The organism is Ramlibacter sp. PS3R-8, from assembly GCF_037572435.1.
Classification (GTDB): Bacteria; Pseudomonadota; Gammaproteobacteria; order Burkholderiales; family Burkholderiaceae_C; genus Ramlibacter.
The window spans coordinates 37,924-55,892 of record NZ_JBBHGT010000005.1; the positions used below are offsets into that span (position 1 = coordinate 37,924).

Annotated in this window: 18 protein-coding genes; 13 read left to right on the forward strand and 5 right to left on the reverse strand. The window is 69.0% G+C overall.

Features of this window, described 5'->3' with window-relative positions; all coding sequences use genetic code 11:
• Position 1: 1 nt before the first annotated feature.
• Genes WG902_RS17030 through WG902_RS17050 form a run of 5 tightly spaced genes read left to right on the forward strand, consistent with a single transcriptional unit; the run spans position 2 to position 5,041 of the window.
• Positions 2–550, forward strand: coding sequence for a GNAT family N-acetyltransferase (locus WG902_RS17030; RefSeq protein WP_340061338.1), 549 nt, complete (start codon positions 2–4; stop codon positions 548–550).
• A complete protein-coding gene (locus tag WG902_RS17035; protein WP_340061339.1) occupies positions 547–1,362 on the forward strand; it encodes a lytic transglycosylase domain-containing protein in 816 nt (271 codons plus the stop codon). Before WG902_RS17030 ends, WG902_RS17035 begins: the two co-directional genes overlap by 4 nt.
• Positions 1,359–2,495 carry a GGDEF domain-containing protein gene (locus WG902_RS17040; protein WP_340061340.1) on the forward strand — a complete coding sequence of 379 codons (1,137 nt, stop codon included), beginning with the start codon at positions 1,359–1,361 and terminating at the stop codon, positions 2,493–2,495. Before WG902_RS17035 ends, WG902_RS17040 begins: the two co-directional genes overlap by 4 nt.
• Before the next feature lie 15 nt (positions 2,496–2,510).
• The gene (gene parC / locus WG902_RS17045) at positions 2,511–4,841 is read left to right on the forward strand and encodes a DNA topoisomerase IV subunit A (protein ID WP_340061341.1); all 2,331 of its coding nucleotides are present in this window, start codon (positions 2,511–2,513) and stop codon (positions 4,839–4,841) included.
• The gene (locus WG902_RS17050; RefSeq protein ID WP_340061342.1) at positions 4,841–5,041 is read left to right on the forward strand and encodes a hypothetical protein; all 201 of its coding nucleotides are present in this window, start codon (positions 4,841–4,843) and stop codon (positions 5,039–5,041) included. Before parC ends, WG902_RS17050 begins: the two co-directional genes overlap by 1 nt.
• A 100-nt stretch (positions 5,042–5,141) precedes the next feature.
• Here WG902_RS17050 and WG902_RS17055 read toward each other — a convergent pair whose 3' ends face one another.
• Both WG902_RS17055 and WG902_RS17060 read right to left on the reverse strand, forming a co-directional pair.
• Complete coding sequence (locus tag WG902_RS17055; RefSeq protein ID WP_340061343.1) at positions 5,142–6,236, reverse strand: mandelate racemase/muconate lactonizing enzyme family protein; 1,095 nt, start codon at positions 6,234–6,236, stop codon at positions 5,142–5,144.
• A gap of 53 nt (positions 6,237–6,289) precedes the next feature.
• Positions 6,290–7,009, reverse strand: a complete 720-nt coding sequence (locus WG902_RS17060; protein ID WP_340061344.1) for a GntR family transcriptional regulator — start codon at positions 7,007–7,009, stop codon at positions 6,290–6,292.
• A 94-nt stretch (positions 7,010–7,103) separates the two neighbouring features.
• Between WG902_RS17060 and WG902_RS17065 the strand changes: the two genes are divergently transcribed.
• The 8 genes from WG902_RS17065 to WG902_RS17100 all read left to right on the forward strand — a co-directional run bounded on the left by WG902_RS17065 (position 7,104) and on the right by WG902_RS17100 (position 13,906).
• Positions 7,104–8,081, forward strand: a complete 978-nt coding sequence (locus WG902_RS17065) for a Bug family tripartite tricarboxylate transporter substrate binding protein (protein ID WP_340061345.1) — start codon at positions 7,104–7,106, stop codon at positions 8,079–8,081.
• The gene (locus WG902_RS17070; protein ID WP_340061346.1) at positions 8,078–8,848 is read left to right on the forward strand and encodes an ABC transporter permease; all 771 of its coding nucleotides are present in this window, start codon (positions 8,078–8,080) and stop codon (positions 8,846–8,848) included. The genes WG902_RS17065 and WG902_RS17070 overlap by 4 nt, the downstream gene beginning before the upstream one ends.
• Complete coding sequence (locus tag WG902_RS17075; protein WP_340061347.1) at positions 8,845–9,669, forward strand: ABC transporter ATP-binding protein; 825 nt, start codon at positions 8,845–8,847, stop codon at positions 9,667–9,669. Before WG902_RS17070 ends, WG902_RS17075 begins: the two co-directional genes overlap by 4 nt.
• A gap of 34 nt (positions 9,670–9,703) precedes the next feature.
• Positions 9,704–10,702 (forward strand): ABC transporter substrate-binding protein, encoded by a 999-nt coding sequence (locus WG902_RS17080; RefSeq protein WP_340061348.1) that lies wholly within the window; start codon positions 9,704–9,706, stop codon positions 10,700–10,702.
• On the forward strand, positions 10,699–12,318 hold the full coding sequence (locus tag WG902_RS17085; protein ID WP_340061349.1) for a GMC family oxidoreductase: 1,620 nt from the start codon (positions 10,699–10,701) through the stop codon (positions 12,316–12,318). Before WG902_RS17080 ends, WG902_RS17085 begins: the two co-directional genes overlap by 4 nt.
• Positions 12,319–12,361: 43 nt before the next feature.
• On the forward strand, positions 12,362–12,487 hold the full coding sequence (locus WG902_RS17090) for a hypothetical protein (protein WP_340061350.1): 126 nt from the start codon (positions 12,362–12,364) through the stop codon (positions 12,485–12,487).
• A gap of 115 nt (positions 12,488–12,602) precedes the next feature.
• On the forward strand, positions 12,603–13,013 hold the full coding sequence (locus tag WG902_RS17095) for a GreA/GreB family elongation factor (protein ID WP_340061351.1): 411 nt from the start codon (positions 12,603–12,605) through the stop codon (positions 13,011–13,013).
• Entirely contained in the window at positions 13,010–13,906 is an 897-nt protein-coding gene (locus WG902_RS17100; RefSeq protein ID WP_340061352.1) for a universal stress protein, read from the forward strand. The genes WG902_RS17095 and WG902_RS17100 overlap by 4 nt, the downstream gene beginning before the upstream one ends.
• 1 nt (position 13,907) lies before the next feature.
• Here the strand turns inward: WG902_RS17100 and WG902_RS17105 are convergent, their stop codons facing one another.
• The 3 genes from WG902_RS17105 to WG902_RS17115 are packed head-to-tail and all read right to left on the reverse strand — an operon-like array spanning position 13,908 to position 17,923.
• Positions 13,908–14,360, reverse strand: coding sequence for a RidA family protein (locus WG902_RS17105; RefSeq protein WP_340061353.1), 453 nt, complete (start codon positions 14,358–14,360; stop codon positions 13,908–13,910).
• 19 nt (positions 14,361–14,379) lie between these two features.
• Positions 14,380–15,300 (reverse strand): transglutaminase family protein, encoded by a 921-nt coding sequence (locus tag WG902_RS17110; RefSeq protein WP_340061354.1) that lies wholly within the window; start codon positions 15,298–15,300, stop codon positions 14,380–14,382.
• Position 15,301: 1 nt separating this feature from the next.
• Complete coding sequence (locus WG902_RS17115) at positions 15,302–17,923, reverse strand: circularly permuted type 2 ATP-grasp protein (protein WP_340061355.1); 2,622 nt, start codon at positions 17,921–17,923, stop codon at positions 15,302–15,304.
• Positions 17,924–17,969 lie beyond the last annotated feature (46 nt).

Consider the following 17,969-nt stretch of genomic DNA (forward strand, 5'->3'; position numbering starts at 1 on the left):
CATGAATGCCGCCGCCGCTTCGCATCGCAACCCGGCCCGGGTGCGCCTGCGTCCCACGATGCAGAGCGACCTGGACTTCGTGCTGACGCTGGAGCGCGACCCGGCGAACCTGCCGTACATCACGCCGTGGGAAAAGATCCAGCACGAAGCGGCCATCCGGTTCCCCGACTTTCGCCACTTCATCATCGAGACCGGGCCCGGCCTCGATGCCGGCGGCTTCCTGATCCTGATCGGCTGCCGCAATCCGCACCTGTCGATCGAGCTCAAGCGGATGGTGGTGCGGGAAAAGCACCAGGGCTACGGCCGCGCGGCGCTGCGGGTGGTCAAGAAGATCGCCTTCGACGATCTCGGCGCGCACCGCTTCTGGCTGGACATCAAGAAGCGCAACGCGCTGGCGCAGCAGCTGTACCGCAGCGAGGGCTTCGTGCAGGAGGGTGAACTGCGCCAGGCGGTGAAGGTGCAGGACGGCTTCGACTCGCTGGTCGTCATGTCCATGCTGCAGGAAGAATTCGTGCAGCGGCGCGGCTGCGCCCTGGAGCTGCAAGCGTGAGATTCCCGCGCGCCATCGCCGCCTTGCTGCTGGCCGCCGGCGCGTGGCTGGCGCCGGCCCACGCGGAGCTGTGGGGCTATATCGACGACAAGGGTGTCGGGCACTTCGCGCCCGAGCAGCTGGACGAGCGCTACCAGCTGTTCTTCCGCGGCGACGGCGAATTCGATACGGCCAAGGGCGTGAAGCCGCCCCGGGCAGTGGCGGTGCCCACCAGCACCAGCAGCAAGCTGCTGACCTTCTTCGACATCTCGCCCAGCTTCCGCCAGGTGAAGCATCACCTGCGCGAGGCCTCGCGCGAGCACGGCGTGGAATACGAGCTGCTGCAGGCGCTGATCGCCACCGAATCCGGTTTCGACCCGGCGGCCGTCTCGCCCAAGGGGGCCGTCGGCCTGATGCAGATCATGCCGGCGACCGCGGAGCGCTACGGCGTGCGCGGCGACAGCAAGAGTCCCCTCGCGCGCAAGCTCACCGACCCGCGCACCAACGTGCGCACCGGCGCGCGCTACCTGCGCGACCTGATCCGCATGTACCCGGGCCAGATCGAGCTGGCGCTGGCGGCCTACAACGCGGGCGAGGGCGCCGTGCAGCGCGCCGGCAACCGCATCCCGAACTATCCGGAGACGAAGAACTACGTGAAGACGGTGATGCAGTTGTACGCCATGCTCAAGCCGCCCGTGGCCCCGCCTGCGCCGGCGGCCCATGACGGCAGCATTGCGCCGCCGCGCATCCGCATGGAAATCCCCGCTGCCGGCGGCCGGCGCAACATGCCCGCGGGGGTGCCCGTGCCAGAGCCCGCGACCCCGGGCGCATGACGGAGGCCATCGATCCCGCGCAGCTGTGGCTGGGCGCTTGCGTGGGTGCGCAAGTGCTGGTGGTGCTGCTGTCGGTGATCCAGGCCAATGCGTACCACGAACGCTCGCTGCTGCTGCATGCGGCCGGCACGCTGATGGGTGTGGTCGTCGTGCAGGTGCTGCTGGGACGGCACGCGCTGCTGCCGCCTGCGGTGTTCCTGCTAGTGCCGTCGCTGGCGGGATTGCAGCTGCTCGACCTGGTCAGCCACGCGGGCGGTTTGCGACAGGGCCGCCGCTGGCTGCTGGCAACCAGCGCGGTGGTGCTGCCACTGCTGGCGATCGCGGCGGTGTACTCGGTGTGGGCGATGGCGGCCGGCATGGTGCTGTGGACTTCGGTCGTGGCGATGCTGCTGGCGCGCGCCTGGCGCCAGAGCCAGCCCTGGATCTGGTGGCTGCCGCCAGGCCTGCTGGCATTGGGCGCGGCGGGTTTCCACCTGGCCGTGCACGACGCGCCCTTCGCGCTGGAAGACGCGGTGCTGGTGTCCGCGCTGCTGGCCGGCTGGAGCGCCGTCACCTTCGTCGGCACGGGCTGGCGCGACCGCATCTTCGGCGAGACCCGCGTACGCCTGCAGGCCCGCAACACCGTCGACCCCCTCACGGGGCTGGGCACGCCCCTGGTTCTGATCGACCGCGTGCTGGCCGCGCGGCACCTGACGCGGCGCTACGGCCACCCCAGCGTGCTGATGGTGGTGAGCATCGACAACCTGGGCTCCATCGCCACGGAGTTCGGACTCGAAGCCGCGGAGTCCGCGGTCCTGGCCGCGGCCAGCCGCGTGCGCGAATCGCTGCTGCGCGACGGCGACGTCGCCGCGCGGCTGGCGCAGGCCCGCATCGGCGTGCTGGCCGAGGGCGTGGCCCCGGGCCAGGCGTCCGCCACCGTGGCTGGGCGTATCCTCGTCGCCGGGCTCAAGGAACCCTTGCCGGTGGCGCCTTCCGAATTCCTGCACTTTCGCATCGTGCTGGCGCAGGTGCCGACCGACGACATTCCACCCAAGGTCCTGCTGCAGCGGCTGAACGCGCGGCTGGACCAGGAAGTGCGCGACGCCTCCGAGCGCCGCATCGTGACCCTGGACGCGGACGAAATCCTTTCCTGAAGACACTCGACACCCATGGAGCAAGACCTCATCACCTTCGACCCAGGCGGCGACGACAGCAGCCTCGACCTGGCCACCTACGCGCAGCGCGCCTACCTCGAGTACGCACTGAGCGTGGTCAAGGGGCGGGCGCTGCCCGACGTGGCGGACGGACAGAAGCCGGTGCAGCGCCGCATCCTGTATTCGATGGTCCGCATGGGCCTGGGCTTCGGCACCGGCAGCGGCCCCAAGCCCGTGAAAAGCGCGCGCGTGGTCGGCGACGTGCTGGGCCGCTTCCACCCGCACGGTGACCAGGCGGCGTACGACGCGCTGGTGCGCATGGCGCAGGACTTCGCGCAGCGCTACCCGCTGATCGACGGCCAGGGCAACTTCGGCAGCCGCGACGGCGACGGCGCGGCGGCGATGCGCTACACCGAAGCGCGGCTGGCCAGGATTTCCAACCTGCTGCTCGACGAGCTCGACGAGGGCACGGTCGAATTCGTCCTCAACTACGACGGCAGCACGCAGGAGCCGGTGGTGCTGCCCGCGCGCCTGCCCTTCACGCTGCTCAATGGCGCCAGCGGCATCGCCGTCGGGCTGGCCACCGAAATCCCGTCGCACAACCTGCGCGAGATCGCCGAGGCCTGCGTCGCGCTGGTGAAGAACCCGAAGCTGTCGGAGGAGGACCTGTTCGCGCTGGTGCCGGGCCCGGACTATCCGGGCGGGGGGCAGTTGATCAGCAGCGCCGCCGACATCGCCGAGGCCTACCGCGGCGGCCGCGGCTCGCTGAAGGTGCGGGCGCGCTGGAAGATCGAGGAGCTGGCGCGCGGCCAGTGGCAACTGGTCGTGAACGAACTGCCGCCGGGCGTGAGCTCGCAGCGGGTGCTGGAAGAGATCGAGGAGTTGACCAATCCCAAGGTCAAGGCCGGCAAGAAGGCGCTGTCGCAGGACCAGGTGCAGTTGAAGCAGACCGTGCTGTCGGTGCTGGACGCGGTGCGCGACGAGTCGAGCAAGGACGCGGCGGTGCGGCTGGTGTTCGAGCCCAAGACGAGCCGCATCGACCAGCAGGAGCTGACCACCACGCTGCTGGCGCACACCAGCCTGGAGACTTCGGCGCCGGTGAACCTGACCATGGTGGGCCTGGACGGCCGGCCGACGCAGAAGGCGCTGCGCCAGATGCTGGTGGAGTGGATCGAATTCCGCCAGCGCACGATCCAGAAGCGGTCCCAGCATCGGCTGGACAAGGTGCTGGACCGCATCCACATCCTCGAGGGCCGGCAGCTGGTGCTGCTGAACATCGACGAGGTGATCGCCATCATCCGCGCGGCGGAGGAGCCCAAGCAGGCGCTGATCGCGCGTTTCAAGCTGTCGGACCGGCAGGCCGAAGACATCCTGGAAATCCGCTTGCGCCAGCTGGCGCGGCTCGAAGCGATCCGCATCGAGCAGGAGTTGAAGGAGCTACGCACCGACCGCGAGAAGCTCGAAGAGATCCTGGGCTCGCCGGCAGCGCTCAAGCGGCTGATGATCAAGGAGATCGAGGGCGACGCCAAACAGTTCGGCGATGCGCGCCGCACGCTGATCCAGGCCGAGAAGCGGGCCGTGGCGGAAGTGAAGGTGATCGACGAGCCGGTGACCGTGGTGGTGTCGCAAAAGGGCTGGGTGCGGGCGCGCCAGGCGCATGGGCATGACGCTGCCACCTTCGCCTTCAAGGCCGGCGATGGCCTGTACGGCACCTTCGAATGCCGCACGGTCGATACGCTGCTGGCCTTCGGCAGCAATGGCCGCGTGTATTCGATCCCGGTGTCGGTGTTGCCGGGCGCGCGCGGCGATGGCCAGCCGCTCACGACCTTGATCGAAATGGACGCCGGCACGCAGCTGGTTCATTACTTCGCAGGCGCCGGCAACGTCTTCCTGCTGCTGTCGAATTCCGGAGGCTACGGCTTCGTCGCCGCGGTGGAGAACATGGTGTCGCGGCAGAAGGGCGGCAAGTCGTTCCTGTCGCTGGGCGCGGGCGAAACCGTCTGCCGGCCGTCCTTAGTGGGCGTGGCGGGCACCGATGCCTTCGCCACGCACGTGTTCTGCGCATCGACCGGCAAGCGCGTCCTGACCTTCGAGATCAAGGAGCTCAAGCCCATGGCCAACGGCGGCCGCGGGCTGATGCTGATGGACCTGGAGCCGAAGGAGGAGCTGGCGGGTGCTGCCGCCTACACCCGCTCGGTGCGCATCACCGGCCTGGGCCGCGGCGACAAGGAGCGCGAAGAGGTGCTGGAGATCCGCTCGTTGAACAACGCCAAGGGCGTCCGTGGCCGCAAGGGCAAGGTGGCGGACCTGGGCTTCAAGCCGCTGGCCGTGACGCGGGTCGAGTGATGGAAGGCCGTCGTTTGCGCGCCGGCCAGCCGATCACGCCGATCGAGTTCGAGGAGCTTTCCGACGAGGAACTGGAGCGGCTGGTGCCGAAGAAGTACCGCGAGTTCTTTCCGGGCAAGGACGGGTGCGCGGACGGGCACTTCTACCTGCACGATGGGACGGCGTACAGCTTCTACAGGGGTGGGTTGCTGGACGAGTAGATGTCGGGGTCGGCTGCGCCGAACCCGACCTACGCCGAGAGTGCGAACTTGTCGTGAATTTGTAGGTCGGGTTTCGGCGCAGCCGAACCCCGACATGCATTCAACTCCCGCGGGCGCAAACCTCCGCGAGCCTCTTCAAATCCGGCGTGATCCCGATCCCCGGCGCATCGCCCAGCGACGCGCGGCCCTCGCGCAAACGAAGCAGCGGCCCCATCAACTCCGTCCGCAGCGGATTCGGATTCGCATCGATCTCCAGGATGCCATCGCCACCCGCCGCCGCAAGTACATGCGCGGACGCCAGCAGGCCCACGCCGCCGCCCAGGTAGTGCGGGCAATAGCGCACGCCGGCGGCGTGTGCGCGCTGCACCGCCGGCCAGCAGCCGGAGATGCCGCCCCACTTCGCCAGGTCCGGCTGCAGCACGGACAAGGTGCGCGAGTCGATCGCGATTTCGAACGCCTCGTGGCCCACGACGTTCTCGCCGGCCGCCAGCGGAATGCGGGTTTCGCGCGCCAGTTCGCGCCATTCGCGCCAGGGCCGGTCCGCCCGCAGCGGCTCTTCCAGCCAGCCCAGGTCGAACTCGGCCAGCGAAGGCGCCATGGCCCGCGCTTCATCGAGCGTCCAGCCCTGGTTCGCATCCACCATCAGCGGCGTGGCCGGGCCGAGCAGCGCGCGCAGCGCACGCAGGTTCTCGAGGTCGCGTTCCTTGCCGAAACCGATCTTCAGCTTGAAGGCGCGATAACCTTCGTCGCGCTTCGCGGCCACGATGTCTTGCGGCCGGTCCGGATTGATGCCGCTGGCGTAGGCCACGACCTCACCGCTCGACCCGCCGAGGTAGCGCCACAGGGGCTGCGCCGCACGCCGCGCGCACAGGTCCCACAGCGCCAGGTCGATGCCGGCGATCACCTGCGCGATCGGCCCGTACTCGCCGGACTGGATGGCCAGCACCGCCGTGCGCGCGCTCAACCACTCGAAAGCTTCGGCCGGCCCGGTGAACGCGCGGCTGGTGGCCAGCGGCGCCAGCACGGTTTCCAGCAACCGGGCGCGATGCTCCGCGCCGCACGAAGGGAAGTTGCACCAGATCTCGCCCCAGCCGACGGAGCCGTCCGCGTCCTCGACACGCACGAACACGGCGGGCCGGTCGTGCATGGTGCCGAACGACGTGCGCACGGGCGTCGCGATGGGACAGCGGAGCACGAACGCTTCGACGCGCGCTGGGCGCAACGGCGCGGAGGGGAGCGGGGCAAGGGTCACGGCTTGAGGTCCATTTCCAGTCGGATGGCGTCGCCACGGTAGGTCACGTCCGCCAGGTAGATCACGGTGCCCGCGGCATCCTGGAAGATGCGGCGCACCTCGGCCACGGGCGCATTCACCGGCAGTTCCAGCAACTGCGCCACTTCCATGTCGGCGCTGGAGATCGTCAGCACCTGGTGTGCCGCTGCGATGCGCACGCCTTTCATGGCCTTGAGCAGCGGGATCACCGTCTTCTTGCGAAAGGCCTGCGGCGACTGGCGGAAGATCCGCTCGTCGAGATAGATGTTGATGACGCAGTACGGCTTGCCGTCGCGCAGGTGCACGCGGCGCATGAAGGCATAGCGGTCGGCAGGCGTGCCTTCGCCGGCGCCCAGCGGCGGCGAGCCCACCGATTCGTCGATGTTGACGATGCGCGGCTGCGTGTCTTCGTACACGCGGGCCAGCTCGTCGAGCGTGGTCACCACGGTGATGATGCGTTCGCGGCTGGGCGCACCCGTCACGAAGGTGCCGCGCCCCTGCTGCGGCGACAGCAGCCCTTCGCGCGCCAGCAGGTCGACTGCCTGGCGCACCGTCACGCGCGCCACGCCGAACTCCGCCATCAGGTCCGGCAGCGCGGGCAACCGGTGGCCACGCGGCCACGTGCCGCGCGCGATGCGCTGCCGCATCACGTCGGACAGCTGCGCGTAGCGGGGAACGGGGCTGTCGGCGAAGTGCATGCCTAGGGGAAACCGGAATGAATGCTGGATCGGCCAAATGGTACTATGTATAGGACGTTTAGACCACGCTGTTCCAGCAGGCCGGAGGAAAGACATGCAAAGACGCGATGCACTGCGAGCCGCCGCCACTGCCGCGGCGCTGGCGGCCCTGTCCTTCAGCGCGGTCGCGCAGGAAGCCTTCCCCGCGCGTCCGCTGCGCATCGTCGTGCCGTTCCCCGCGGGCGGCGTGGTGGACGTCGTGGCCCGCAGTGTCGGCCAGAAACTGTCCGAGAAGTACGGCCAGCCGGTGATCGTGGAGAACCGGGCCGGCGCCGGCGGTTCGATCGGCACGGACGCCGTCGCCAAGGCCGCGCCTGACGGCTACACCATGCTGATGGTGGGCACCGGCTTCACCGTTCTGCCGCAGATCACGAAGAATCTTCCATGGAGCCCCGCCGACTTCCGCGGCGTGCTCAGCATCGGAAGCGTCCCCAACATCATCGTCGTCCCGCCGGAAACGCCGGTGAAGACTGTCGGCGAACTGATCGCGCTGGCCCGCAAGAGCCCGCAGCCCCTCACCTACGGTTCGCCCGGCATCGGCTCGTCGCCGCACCTGTCCGGCGAATTGCTCGCGCAGATGGCAGACGTGAAGATGACGCACGTGCCATACAAGGGGCAGCCCGAGGCGATGACGGACTTGCTGGCCGGCCGCATCTCGATGATGGCGCTGAGCGCGGCCCTCGCGGGCCCGCACCTGAAGAGTGGAAAGCTGCGCGCCATCGGCGTCACCGCTGGCCAGCGCATCGTTTTCCATCCCGAGATTCCGACCGTGGCGGAATCAGCCAGCCTGCCGGCCTACGACGTGCGCCCGTGGACGGGCGTGTTCGTGCCGGCGAAGACGCCGGAGGAGATCGTTCGCAGGCTTGCCGCCGACATGACGGAGGTGCTGAAGCACCCGGACGTGAAGGCGCGCATGGACACCGCCGGCATGGAATTGAATCCGCAGCCGCACGTCGAGTTCGACGCCTTCATCGCGGCCGAAGGCAGGCGCTGGGCCGAGGTCATGCGCAAGGCGGGAATCACGGCGCAATGACGGGGTCGCGCCGTTTCGCGTCGCGCGTGCTGCTGGTGGCCGCGCCCTGGCTGCTGATCGTGTTGGCCTGGTATGCCATCCGCGCCAGCGGCCTGATCAGTCCCGCGCTCGTGCCCTCGCCGCACGCCGTGGCGGCCAAGTTCGTCGAGCTGTCGAAGGGCCGCCTGGGGCTGGACGTGCTGATGTCCACGCAGCGCGTCTTCATCGGCGTGACGCTGGGCGTGGCGCTGGCGGTGCCGGTCGGCTTCTGCCTCGGCTGGTACAAGGGCCTGCGCACCTTCATCGACCCGGTGATCAACTTCTTTCGCGCGTTGCCGCCCATCGCGCTGATTCCGCTCGTCATCGTGTATTTCGGCATCGGCGAAGCCGCCAAGACGGTGATCCTGTTCTACGCGTCGTTCTTCGCCGGCGTCATCGTCATGTACGAAGGCATCGCGCAGATCAGCCCTATCTTCATCAAGGTGGCGCGCACGCTGGGCGCCACCGACTTCGAGATCTTCCGCAAGGTGATCATCCCCCTGACCATCCCGCACATCCTCACGGCGATCCGCGTAGCGCTGGGCGTGGCCTGGGCGACGCTGGTGGCGTCGGAGCTGATCGCGGCGCAACAGGGCCTGGGCGCGCTGATCCAGGACGCGTCGGCCTTCTTCCAGCTCGACACCATCTACGTCGGCATCATCTGCATCGGCTTCATCGCCTTGTTGATGGACCTGGCGCTGCGCATGGCCACGCGCCGCATGGTCGCCTGGCAGGACCGGATCGCATGAACCCCGTCCCGATCGCCGCGCCGGTGCGCATCGCGTTCGACCACGTGTCGGTCGATTTCCCCACCAGCCACGGACCCATGCGCGTGCTGGACGACGTCTCCTTCGACATCCGCAACGGCGAGTTCGTCTCCGTGATCGGCCCTTCCGGCTGCGGCAAGACGACGATGATGAACATCGTCGGCGGCTTCGTCGAGCCCACGCAGGGCCGCGTGCTGCTCGACGGGCAGCCGGTGCGCGGTCCCGGCCCGGACCGCGGCGTCATCTTCCAGGAGTACGGCGTCTTCCCGTGGCTGACCGTGCGGCAGAACATCGAGTTCGGCCTGAAGCTCGGCGCCAGCAAGGCCGACGCGGCGCAGCGCGAGGAGACGGTGGCGCGCTACATGGCGCTCATGGGGCTGTCGGACTTTGCCAATCATTTCCCCAAGCATCTCTCCGGTGGCATGCGCCAGCGACTGGCCATCGCCCGCGCTTATGCGGTGAAGCCGGAGTTCCTGCTGATGGACGAGCCTTTCGGCGCCCTGGACGCGCAGACGCGCTCGGCCATGCAGGACCTGCTGTTGCACGTGCTGCAGAACGAAGGCAAGACGGTAATGCTGATCACGCACTCGGTGGAGGAGGCGATCTACCTGTCGTCCCGCATCGTCGTGGTGACGGCGCGGCCGGCACGCATCCGCACCATCATCGACGTGCCTTTCAGCTACCCGCGCGCGGAGGACGTGCACGAGGACCCGCGCTTCGGCGAGCTGCGCGCGCACATCCGCGACCTCGTCATGCAGGAATACGCCGCGCAGGCCCGCCAGGCCGTGCGCATGTCCGATTGATCCCGCTCCCACCTTCATCCACAGGAGACTCACCATGGCCATCCAACGCAGGCAACTGATTCGCGCGGCCGCCGCCGCATCCCTGGGCGCCGCCGCGCTGCCCGCCTTCGCGCAGGCGCGCACCAAGGTGAAGGTGGGCTACCTGCACACGCCCGCGGTGGACGGCCACATCTTCGTCGGCCAGCAGATCGGGAGCTTCGCGAAGCAGGGACTCGATCTCGAACTCGTGAAGTTCAACACTGGCCTGGAGCTGTTCCAGGCCATGATCGGCGGCAGCCTCGACATGCTGGCCACCGGCGCCGTGCTGTCCAACTTCCCGGCGCGCGGGCAGGGCAAGGCCTTCCTGATGAACAACATCGAGTACGCCACCGCGCAGCTGTGGGTGCGCGAGGACTCGGGCATCAAGACCCTGGCGGACCTGAAGGGCAAGCAGGTCTCCACCACCACCGGCACCACGGCGCACGTGTTCCTGGATCGGGCGCTGCGCACCAACAACATCGACCCGAAGGACGTGAACGTAGTGAACCAGCGGATGCCGGAAGCGGTCAGCTCGTTCATCTCCGGCGCGGTGCCGGCCGTGGCGCTGTGGGTGCCCTTCGACTCCGTCATCAAGAAGCAGCTGCCCGGCGCGCGCCGCCTGATCGATGCCTCCGCCTTCTTCCCGCAAGCCGCCATCATGGGCGGCTGGGCCGCGGGCAACGACTACTACGCCAAGAACCCGGCCGTCATCCGCAAGGTGATCGCCGGCTGGGCCGATGCCAATGCGCTGATCACCGGCAAGCCGGACGAAGCCGCCGAGATGCTGCAGAAGACGCAGTACACCGACGTGCCGCTGCCCGACTTCAAGGAGCAGTTCAAGGCGTCCAAGTACTACACCAACTCCGAGTGGCGCAAGAACTACCAGGACGGCACGGTCACCAAGTGGCTGCAGCAGGTGACGGACTTCTTCGTTTCCACCGCCAACATCCAGAACGCGGTCAAGGCGCAGGACTACTTCGACCCGAAGCCCTTCCTGGAGACCGTCAAGGCATGACCGGACCCGCGGCCGGGTACGACCACGTCATCATCGGCGCAGGGTCGGCCGGCTGCGTGCTGGCCAACCGGCTGACGGCGGATCCTGCCTGCCGCGTGCTGCTGCTGGAGGCCGGCGGGGAAGGAGGCCACTTCTGGCTGCGCCTGCCGATCGGCTACTTCCGCAGCATCTACGACCCGCGCTTTTCCTGGCAGTTTCCGCTGGAGCCGCAGGAGGCCACCGGCAACCGGTCCATCACCTGGCCGCGCGGCAAGGGCCTGGGCGGCTCCAGCGCCATCAACGGGCTGCTCTACATCCGCGGCCAGCACGCCGACTTCGACGACTGGGCGCGCATGGGAGCGACGGGGTGGAGCTACCGTGAGGTGCTGCCCTACTTTCGCAAGTCGGAGCGCTACGAGGGCGGCGAGAGCGAATACCACGGCGGATCGGGCGAGCTGTGCGTCTCCGACCTGCGCAACGATCATCCGTATTGCCAGGCCTGGATCGAAGCGGGCCAGCAGGCCGGGCACGGCTTCAATCCCGATTTCAACGGCGCGCAAACCGGGGGGCTTGGCGCGTATCAGTTGACGCTGCGTGGGCACTGGCGCTGCGATGCGGCCACTGCATTCCTCGCGCCGGCGCGGGGGCGGCCCAACCTGACCGTCCGCACCGGTGTCCACGTCACCCGGATCCTGGTGGAGCACGGCCGCGCCGTCGGCGTCGAATGGCTGGAGCAGGGCGAGTTGCGCAGCACGCGTGCCGACAGTGAAGTTCTGCTGGCTGCCGGCGCATTGCAATCGCCGCAGGTGCTGCAGCTTTCCGGCATCGGGCCGGCCGCGTTGCTGCGCGAGCACGGGCTGCCGGTGCATGTGGACGCGCCGGAGGTCGGGGCCAACCTGCAGGACCATTACCAGGCTCGCGTCATCGTCAAGTTGAAGAAGCGCATGTCGTTGAACGACCAGGTGCGCAATCCGCTGTCCTTGGCCGCCATGGGCGCGCAGTGGCTGTTCCGCCAGCGCGGTCCGCTCACCGTGGGCGCCGGCCAGGTCGGCGGCATGGTGTGCAGCGAGCATGCCGAGGGTGGCCGCCCGGACGTGCTGCTGAACGTGATGCCGCTGTCCGTGGACAAGCCGGGTGATCCGTTGCACTCCTTCTCCGGCTTTTCCGCATCGGCCACGCAATGCCGTCCGCTGTCGCGCGGTACGGTGCAGGTTCGTTCCGCGGATCCGCTGGCGCTGCCGCGCATCGTTTCCAACTACCTCACGCATCCGCAGGACGCGAAGGTGCTGGTGTCGGGGCTGAAGATCCTGCGCGACATCTACCGGCAGCCGGCGTTCCGCGAGCTCGTCACCGGGGAGGAGTATCTGCCTGGGAATGCGGTGACCGGCGATGCAGCGCTGGAGCAATTCGCGCGGACCAAGGGCGGCACGGTGTTCCATGCCACGGGAACCTGCCGAATGGGCGGCGACGAGCCATCGGTGGTGGATGCGCAGTTGCGCGTGCGAGGCGTGGAGCGGCTGCGGGTGATCGACGCGTCGGTGATGCCGGCGATGGTGTCGACCAACACCAACGCGGCGGCGGTGATGATTGGCGAGAAGGGCGCGGATCTGGTTCGGACATTCTGGCAAGGAAGGTGAGGGCTTTCCCCCTGTCGGCGCGTCGATGGCCTAGACTACGGCCGTGAACATCCCGCGCATCACTTCATTCCACCGCGCCGCCACCGGCGTGGCGCGGCGTGGCGCGCGAATTCCCGGCCTTGAAGTGCGCGGCGCCCGCAGGCGTCCGCAATCGCAAGCACTTTCCTGAGCCCGGCGATTCACCCCCTCCCTTAGCGCACTCCGAATCGCCGGGCCTCCACAGCGCCTCACCCCGCGGCCGCACACCTGCGCCGCGGAACCTTTGCACTGTCAAGGAGAGTCCCGTGGCCATCGCCTTTCCCGTCGAGCGCACGCTCACCCAGATCGATCACCTGCGCCTCACCCGCCTGCTGCGGCAACAGCCCGAGCATGGCGGCGCCCGCGCCATGCGCGAGTTGCTGGAATGCAGCGACCTCGTGCCTTCCAGTGCGGTCGACCCCACCACGGTCACCATGTATTCGCAGGTGCTGCTGGACGACGGCACCCATGCGCCGTCGAAGCTGACCGTCTGCTATCCGGAACATGCCGAGCCGGGTGCCGGCTTCGTTTCTGTCCTCTCGCCCGTAGGTACCAGCGTGCTGGGGCTGCGCGTGGGCGAAACAGCGCGCTGGCGCACGCCGACCGGCCAGGAAGGCGCGGCGCGCATCGCCGCCGTGCTGTTCCAGCCCGAAGCCAGCGGAGACTACGAGCCATGAGGACCGCAACTTCCGGGGCCGTGGTGGTCCCCCACGACCTTTCGAACGCGTCGACGAACGCTGCGTGGCGTGCCGCGATGGTGGCGCGCGATCTCGGCCTGCCGTTGCTGCTGCTCCACGCATGCGCCGACCGCGTGGCGGCGCAAGCGGCGGCGCCCGTGCTCGAGCGGCTGGCGGATGACATCCGCAACCGCCTTGGCGTGTCGATCGAACTGGAGATCCCACTGGAAGATCCGCTCGCAGCCACCCTGCGCGTGGCACGCGAAGCCTCGCTGCTGGTGATCGGCTCGCGGCGCGGCAATGCGCTGCGCGAGCTGGTGTTCGGCACGCCTGCCGAGCGGCTCATCCGGATGTGCCGCGTGCCGGTGCTGGTGGTGAAGCGCCCGGTCCGTGGCAGCTACCGCCGTCTGCTCGTGCCGGTGGCGCTCGAACCGCAGGCGCGCCGGGTCATCTCCGCGGCACTGCGGCTCGCGCGGGCGCCGCAGCTGGAAGTGCTGCACGCGCTCGACGTCCGTGATGAAATTTCGATGCGCGCGTTCGACCTGAGCGAGGCGCAGGTGCGGCAGCAACGCGACCGCAGCGCGCAGCGGGCTCGCGCGACGCTGGAGGAAATGATCGGCCAGGCCGGCGCCACCACGGGTGACGCGCTGCCGTGCGTGGGCTTCGGTGACGCTGCCATGGTGGTGCTGGCACGGGAGCGGGCGATGCGCGCGGAGCTGCTGGTGATCGGCAAGCGCGCGCGAAGCACGCTGGCCGACTTCTTCCTGGGCAGCGTCACCCAGCGGGTGCTGGCCGCGACCCGCGCCGACGTGCTGGTCCTGCCGCAGGAGCGGGAGGGAAGGAGCCACGGCTTCGCCGCAGCGCCGCGCTTGCGTGCCGACGGCGCGCGCTAGCTCAGACCTCCGCGATCAGCTCGATCTCCACGCAGGCGCCCTGCGGAATCTGGGCGACGCCGAAAGCGCTGCGTGCATGCGCACCCTTGTCGCCGAAGACCTGCCCCATCAGCTCGCTGAAGCCGTTCGTGACCAGGTGATGCTCGGTGAAGTCCGGCGCGGAATTCACCAGGCTCATCACCTTGACGATGCGCTTGACCTTGTTCAGGTCGCCGACGGCAGCATGCAGCGTGCCCATCAGGTCGATGGCGATCGCGCGGGCGGCGAGCTTGCCTTCTTCGGTCTTCATCGTCTTGCCGAGCTGGCCGACCCAGGCCTTGCCATCTTTCTTGGCGATGTGGCCCGAGAGGTACACCAGGTTGCCGGTGCGCACGAAAGGCACGTAAGCCGCGGCCGGCGTGGCCACCGGCGGCAATGTGATGTTCAGTTCCTTCAGCTTGTCGTAGACGCTCATGTTTTGCTCCTGTGACCGGTCATTCTGTCATTGCCGGCGCAGCCGGGGTCATCGCATCGTTTTCAGCCGGCGTCACCGTCACGGCGACCCGCAGCCGGTGATTCGCCCCGCCATGGATCACGCCCCGCATCGGCGAGACGTCGGAATAGTCGCGGCCGATCGCCAGCGTCACGTAATCCTCCCCGGCCGGCCGGTCATTGGTCGGATCCAGGTCCAGCCACTCACCGGGCTGGCCGGGCGTGGGCAGATACACCGCGGCCCAGGCGTGCGAGGCGTCGCTGCCCACCAGCCGCCGCTGGCCCGGCGCGGGCTCGGTGAGCAGGTAGCCGCTGACGTAGCGCGCGGGCAGACCGAGGCTGCGCAGGCACCCGAGCATGACGTGCGCCAGGTCCTGGCAGACGCCCTTGCGCAGTTCCAGCGCTTCCAGCGCCGGCGTGTTGACGTCGGTGGCGCTGGTCTCGTATTCGAAGTCCGCGTGGATGCGATGCATCAGTTCGCGCGCCGCCTCCGCCAGCGGGCGGCCGGCCGGAAAGCTGGGCAAGGCGTAGTCGACAAAAGCCTTGTCGCGCGGCACGTACGGCGACGCGAAGGCGAATTCGCTCGCCGGGTCGTAGTGCGTGCCGCGGTGGTAGCGGATGCGTTCGACCACGTCCTCCCACGGCAGGCTGGTGGTGACCTCGGGCGCCGGCGTGGTCGACACCAGGCTCTCCGCCGTCACCCGCAGCGACTCGTGGCTGAACTGCAGGCTGAAGAAGGTGCGGGTGTTGCCGTAGATGTCGATCGTCTCCTTGTGCCGGGCCGGTTCGGGATCGATCACGAGGCGGTGGTTCAGCAACTGCTGGCGCGCGTTGCTGGAAGGCTTGAGGTGCACCATGTGCTGCGCCGTGCGCACGGCGGGTGCGTAGCGGTACGAGGTCTCGTGCAGGACGTGCAGCAGCATGTCAGTGCCCGACGCTGTAGCGGCCGTCGCCGGAGTGCGCGAAGTAGCGCGCGGTCAGCTCGTCGGAGAGGCGGAACGAGGCTTCCACGCACTGCTCCAGCACCTCCAGCAGCGCCGCATGGCCGCCAGCCGCATCGCGCGCGCACAGCGCCTCCAGCGTCCAGGCCTTCGGGTCCGGCACCGGCATTGCCATGACCGGCACGACGCCATGGCGCGACCCGGCCAGCTTCGCCAAGCGGTTGCGCAGCGTCTGCGCCACCCAGCCCAGCGACCGCGGGTTGTCGCCGTCCAGCACCAGCAGGTCCAGCAGGGCCGGGATGTCGTGCCGCTGCTGGTATTGGGAGCGGAAAGTGATCGTGCTGTCGAACAGCGCCACCACCGCCTCGAAGCCGCCCTCATCGTGCACTGCGCCGCTTTCGAAGGCGCTCGCCAGTGCGTGGGAGAGGAAGCCCAATCGTTCCAGGTGGCGGCCGGTGGACAGCAGCCGCCAGCCGTCGTCCCGCGTCATGCGGTCGGTCTGTGCGCCGGTCATCGCGGCCGTGTGCCCCGACAGCGCCTCCAGCGCCCGCAATGCTTCCACCGAGGAATAGTCGCCGTCGCCTCCCGCTTCGGCGCATGCTTCGACAAAGGCTCGCTCGCCATCGACGATCTGGTTCCACTGCTCCTGCGACAGGCGCTCGCGCACCGCCGCCGCGGCGGAGCGCACCGCCGCCAGGTTGAAGCCGACGCTGCGTGACTTGTCGGCCTTGCACAGTCCCGCGATCAGCGATCGCTCGAAGACGCGCCGAGCCTGCGTGGCCGAGGGGACCGCGGGCAGGACGAGTGCGTTGGCCACCGCCACATCGGTCAGCCACGCCATCAGCGGCTGCGAGGACTGGTCTTCCCCGTTCATGCTGGCGATGGCCAGGCGGGCCAGGCGCGCCGTGTTCTCCGTGCGCTCCGTGTACCGGCCCAGCCAGAACAGGTTCTCGGCGGCGCGGGAGGTCACGGTGCGATTGCGCAGCGGCGTGTCGACCGAGGGGTGCTCGTGGTGCAGCAGGCTGGTGCGGTCCACCTCGCCGTCGGTCTGCACCCAGGTGTCGGCGCTGCTGCCGCCGCGCTGCATCGATGCGATGTCCAGAGCGCCACCGGCGATGCGCGTCAGGCCGCCGGGCAGCACGCGCCACCCCTGCGCGCCGTCCGACACGGCGAACACGCGCAGCAGGAAGGAGCGCGGCACGATCCGCTCGCCGGACGGCGCAGTCCGCCAGGTCGGCATCTGCCCCAGCGGCAGGTAGGCCTGCACGGTGTGCTCGTCGGGCTCGCGCATGATGCGGCCGGCCCATTCGTCCTGCTGGCGCCGCGAAAGCGTCTTGCCCAGCACGGCGCCCGTGCCCGCATCGGTGTACGTCGGCTTGATGACGCAGTTGCCCAGTTGCGGCAGGACGGACCGCATGGCCGCGCGCTCGCCACACCACCATGTGGGCAGCGCCGGCAGCCTGAGCTCTTCGCCCAGCAGCTTGCGGCTCAAGGCAGGCATGAAACCGAGCAGGCCGGTCGACTCCAGGAAGCCGCTGCCGGGTGCGTTTGCCACCATCACGTTGCCGGCCCGCACCGCCTGCAGCAGGCCGGGCACGCCCAGGCGCGAGTCGGCGCGCAACTCCAGCGGGTCGAGGAATTCGTCGTCCAGCCGCCGCAGAACGCCATGCACCCGCTCCAGGCCCTTGAGCGTCTTCAGGTACAGGCGCTCGTCGCGCACCGTGAGGTCGCTGCCTTCGACCAGCGTCAGGCCCAGGTAACGGGCCAGATAGGCGTGCTCGAAATAGGTTTCGTTGTACGGGCCCGGCGTGAGCAGGACGATGCGCGGTTCGTCCGCCGCCGCCGGGCACATGGCCGTCATGCTTTCCAGCAGCGCGCGGTAGGTCGCGGCCAGCCGCTGCACGTTGAGGTCGCGAAAGGCGGACGGGAACAGGCGCGAGATGATCAGCCGGTTTTCCAGCAGGTAGCCCAGGCCCGACGGCGCCTGCGTGCGCTGCGACACCACCCACCAGGCGCCTTCGGGGTCGCGCGCGAGGTCGAACGCCGCGATGTGCAGGCGGCGCCCGCCGGCCGGCTGCACGCCGTGCATCGCGCGCAGGTAGCCCGGATGCCCCTGCACCAGCGCCGGCGGCAGCAGGTTGGCGGCCAGCAACTCCTGCTTGCCGTAGACGTCGTCGAGGATACATTCGAGCAGCTGCACGCGTTGCAGCACGCCAGCTTCGATCTGCTGCCAGCAGGACGGCGTCAGCAGCAGCGGGAACAGGTCCAGCGACCAGGGCCGCTGCGGCCCGCCCTTGTCGGCATAGACGTTGTAGGTGATGCCGTTGTCGCGCACCTGCCGCTGCAGGTCGGTCGTGCGGCGGTTCAGGTCGTCGAAACCCTCGCGGCCCAGGTTCTCGAAGAACCGCGACCAGCCGTCGGTCGGCATGGCGTGCGAGGCGACCAGCGTCGCCGGGGTGGAGTGCGGGTCCGCAGCCGGCGCGGAGACGCCGCCGCGCAGTTCGTCGTAGTGGCCGGGCGCGGCCGGCGGCGCGAGCGCGGCCGCCAGCGACGCGGGAGTTTCATCCGCATCGGCGCCGAAGAGCGATTCGTTGGTGGAGTCCACGTCGCTCGATTGTCCCACCCCGCCTCAGCGGGGGTCCATTTGCCTG

Excerpts from the sequence above, each read along its gene's own strand:
- WG902_RS17030 (WP_340061338.1), top strand. The coding sequence starts at position 2 with ATGAATGCCGCCGCCGCTTCGCATCGCAACCCGGCCCGGGTGCGCCTG.
- WG902_RS17040 (WP_340061340.1), top strand. The coding sequence starts at position 1,359 with ATGACGGAGGCCATCGATCCCGCGCAGCTGTGGCTGGGCGCTTGCGTG.
- parC (WP_340061341.1), top strand. The coding sequence starts at position 2,511 with ATGGAGCAAGACCTCATCACCTTCGACCCAGGCGGCGACGACAGCAGC.
- WG902_RS17050 (WP_340061342.1), top strand. The coding sequence starts at position 4,841 with ATGGAAGGCCGTCGTTTGCGCGCCGGCCAGCCGATCACGCCGATCGAG.
- WG902_RS17060 (WP_340061344.1), bottom strand. The coding sequence starts at position 7,009 with ATGCACTTCGCCGACAGCCCCGTTCCCCGCTACGCGCAGCTGTCCGAC.
- WG902_RS17065 (WP_340061345.1), top strand. The coding sequence starts at position 7,104 with ATGCAAAGACGCGATGCACTGCGAGCCGCCGCCACTGCCGCGGCGCTG.
- WG902_RS17070 (WP_340061346.1), top strand. The coding sequence starts at position 8,078 with ATGACGGGGTCGCGCCGTTTCGCGTCGCGCGTGCTGCTGGTGGCCGCG.
- WG902_RS17075 (WP_340061347.1), top strand. The coding sequence starts at position 8,845 with ATGAACCCCGTCCCGATCGCCGCGCCGGTGCGCATCGCGTTCGACCAC.
- WG902_RS17080 (WP_340061348.1), top strand. The coding sequence starts at position 9,704 with ATGGCCATCCAACGCAGGCAACTGATTCGCGCGGCCGCCGCCGCATCC.
- WG902_RS17085 (WP_340061349.1), top strand. The coding sequence starts at position 10,699 with ATGACCGGACCCGCGGCCGGGTACGACCACGTCATCATCGGCGCAGGG.
- WG902_RS17100 (WP_340061352.1), top strand. The coding sequence starts at position 13,010 with ATGAGGACCGCAACTTCCGGGGCCGTGGTGGTCCCCCACGACCTTTCG.
- WG902_RS17105 (WP_340061353.1), bottom strand. The coding sequence starts at position 14,360 with ATGAGCGTCTACGACAAGCTGAAGGAACTGAACATCACATTGCCGCCG.
- WG902_RS17110 (WP_340061354.1), bottom strand. The coding sequence starts at position 15,300 with ATGCTGCTGCACGTCCTGCACGAGACCTCGTACCGCTACGCACCCGCC.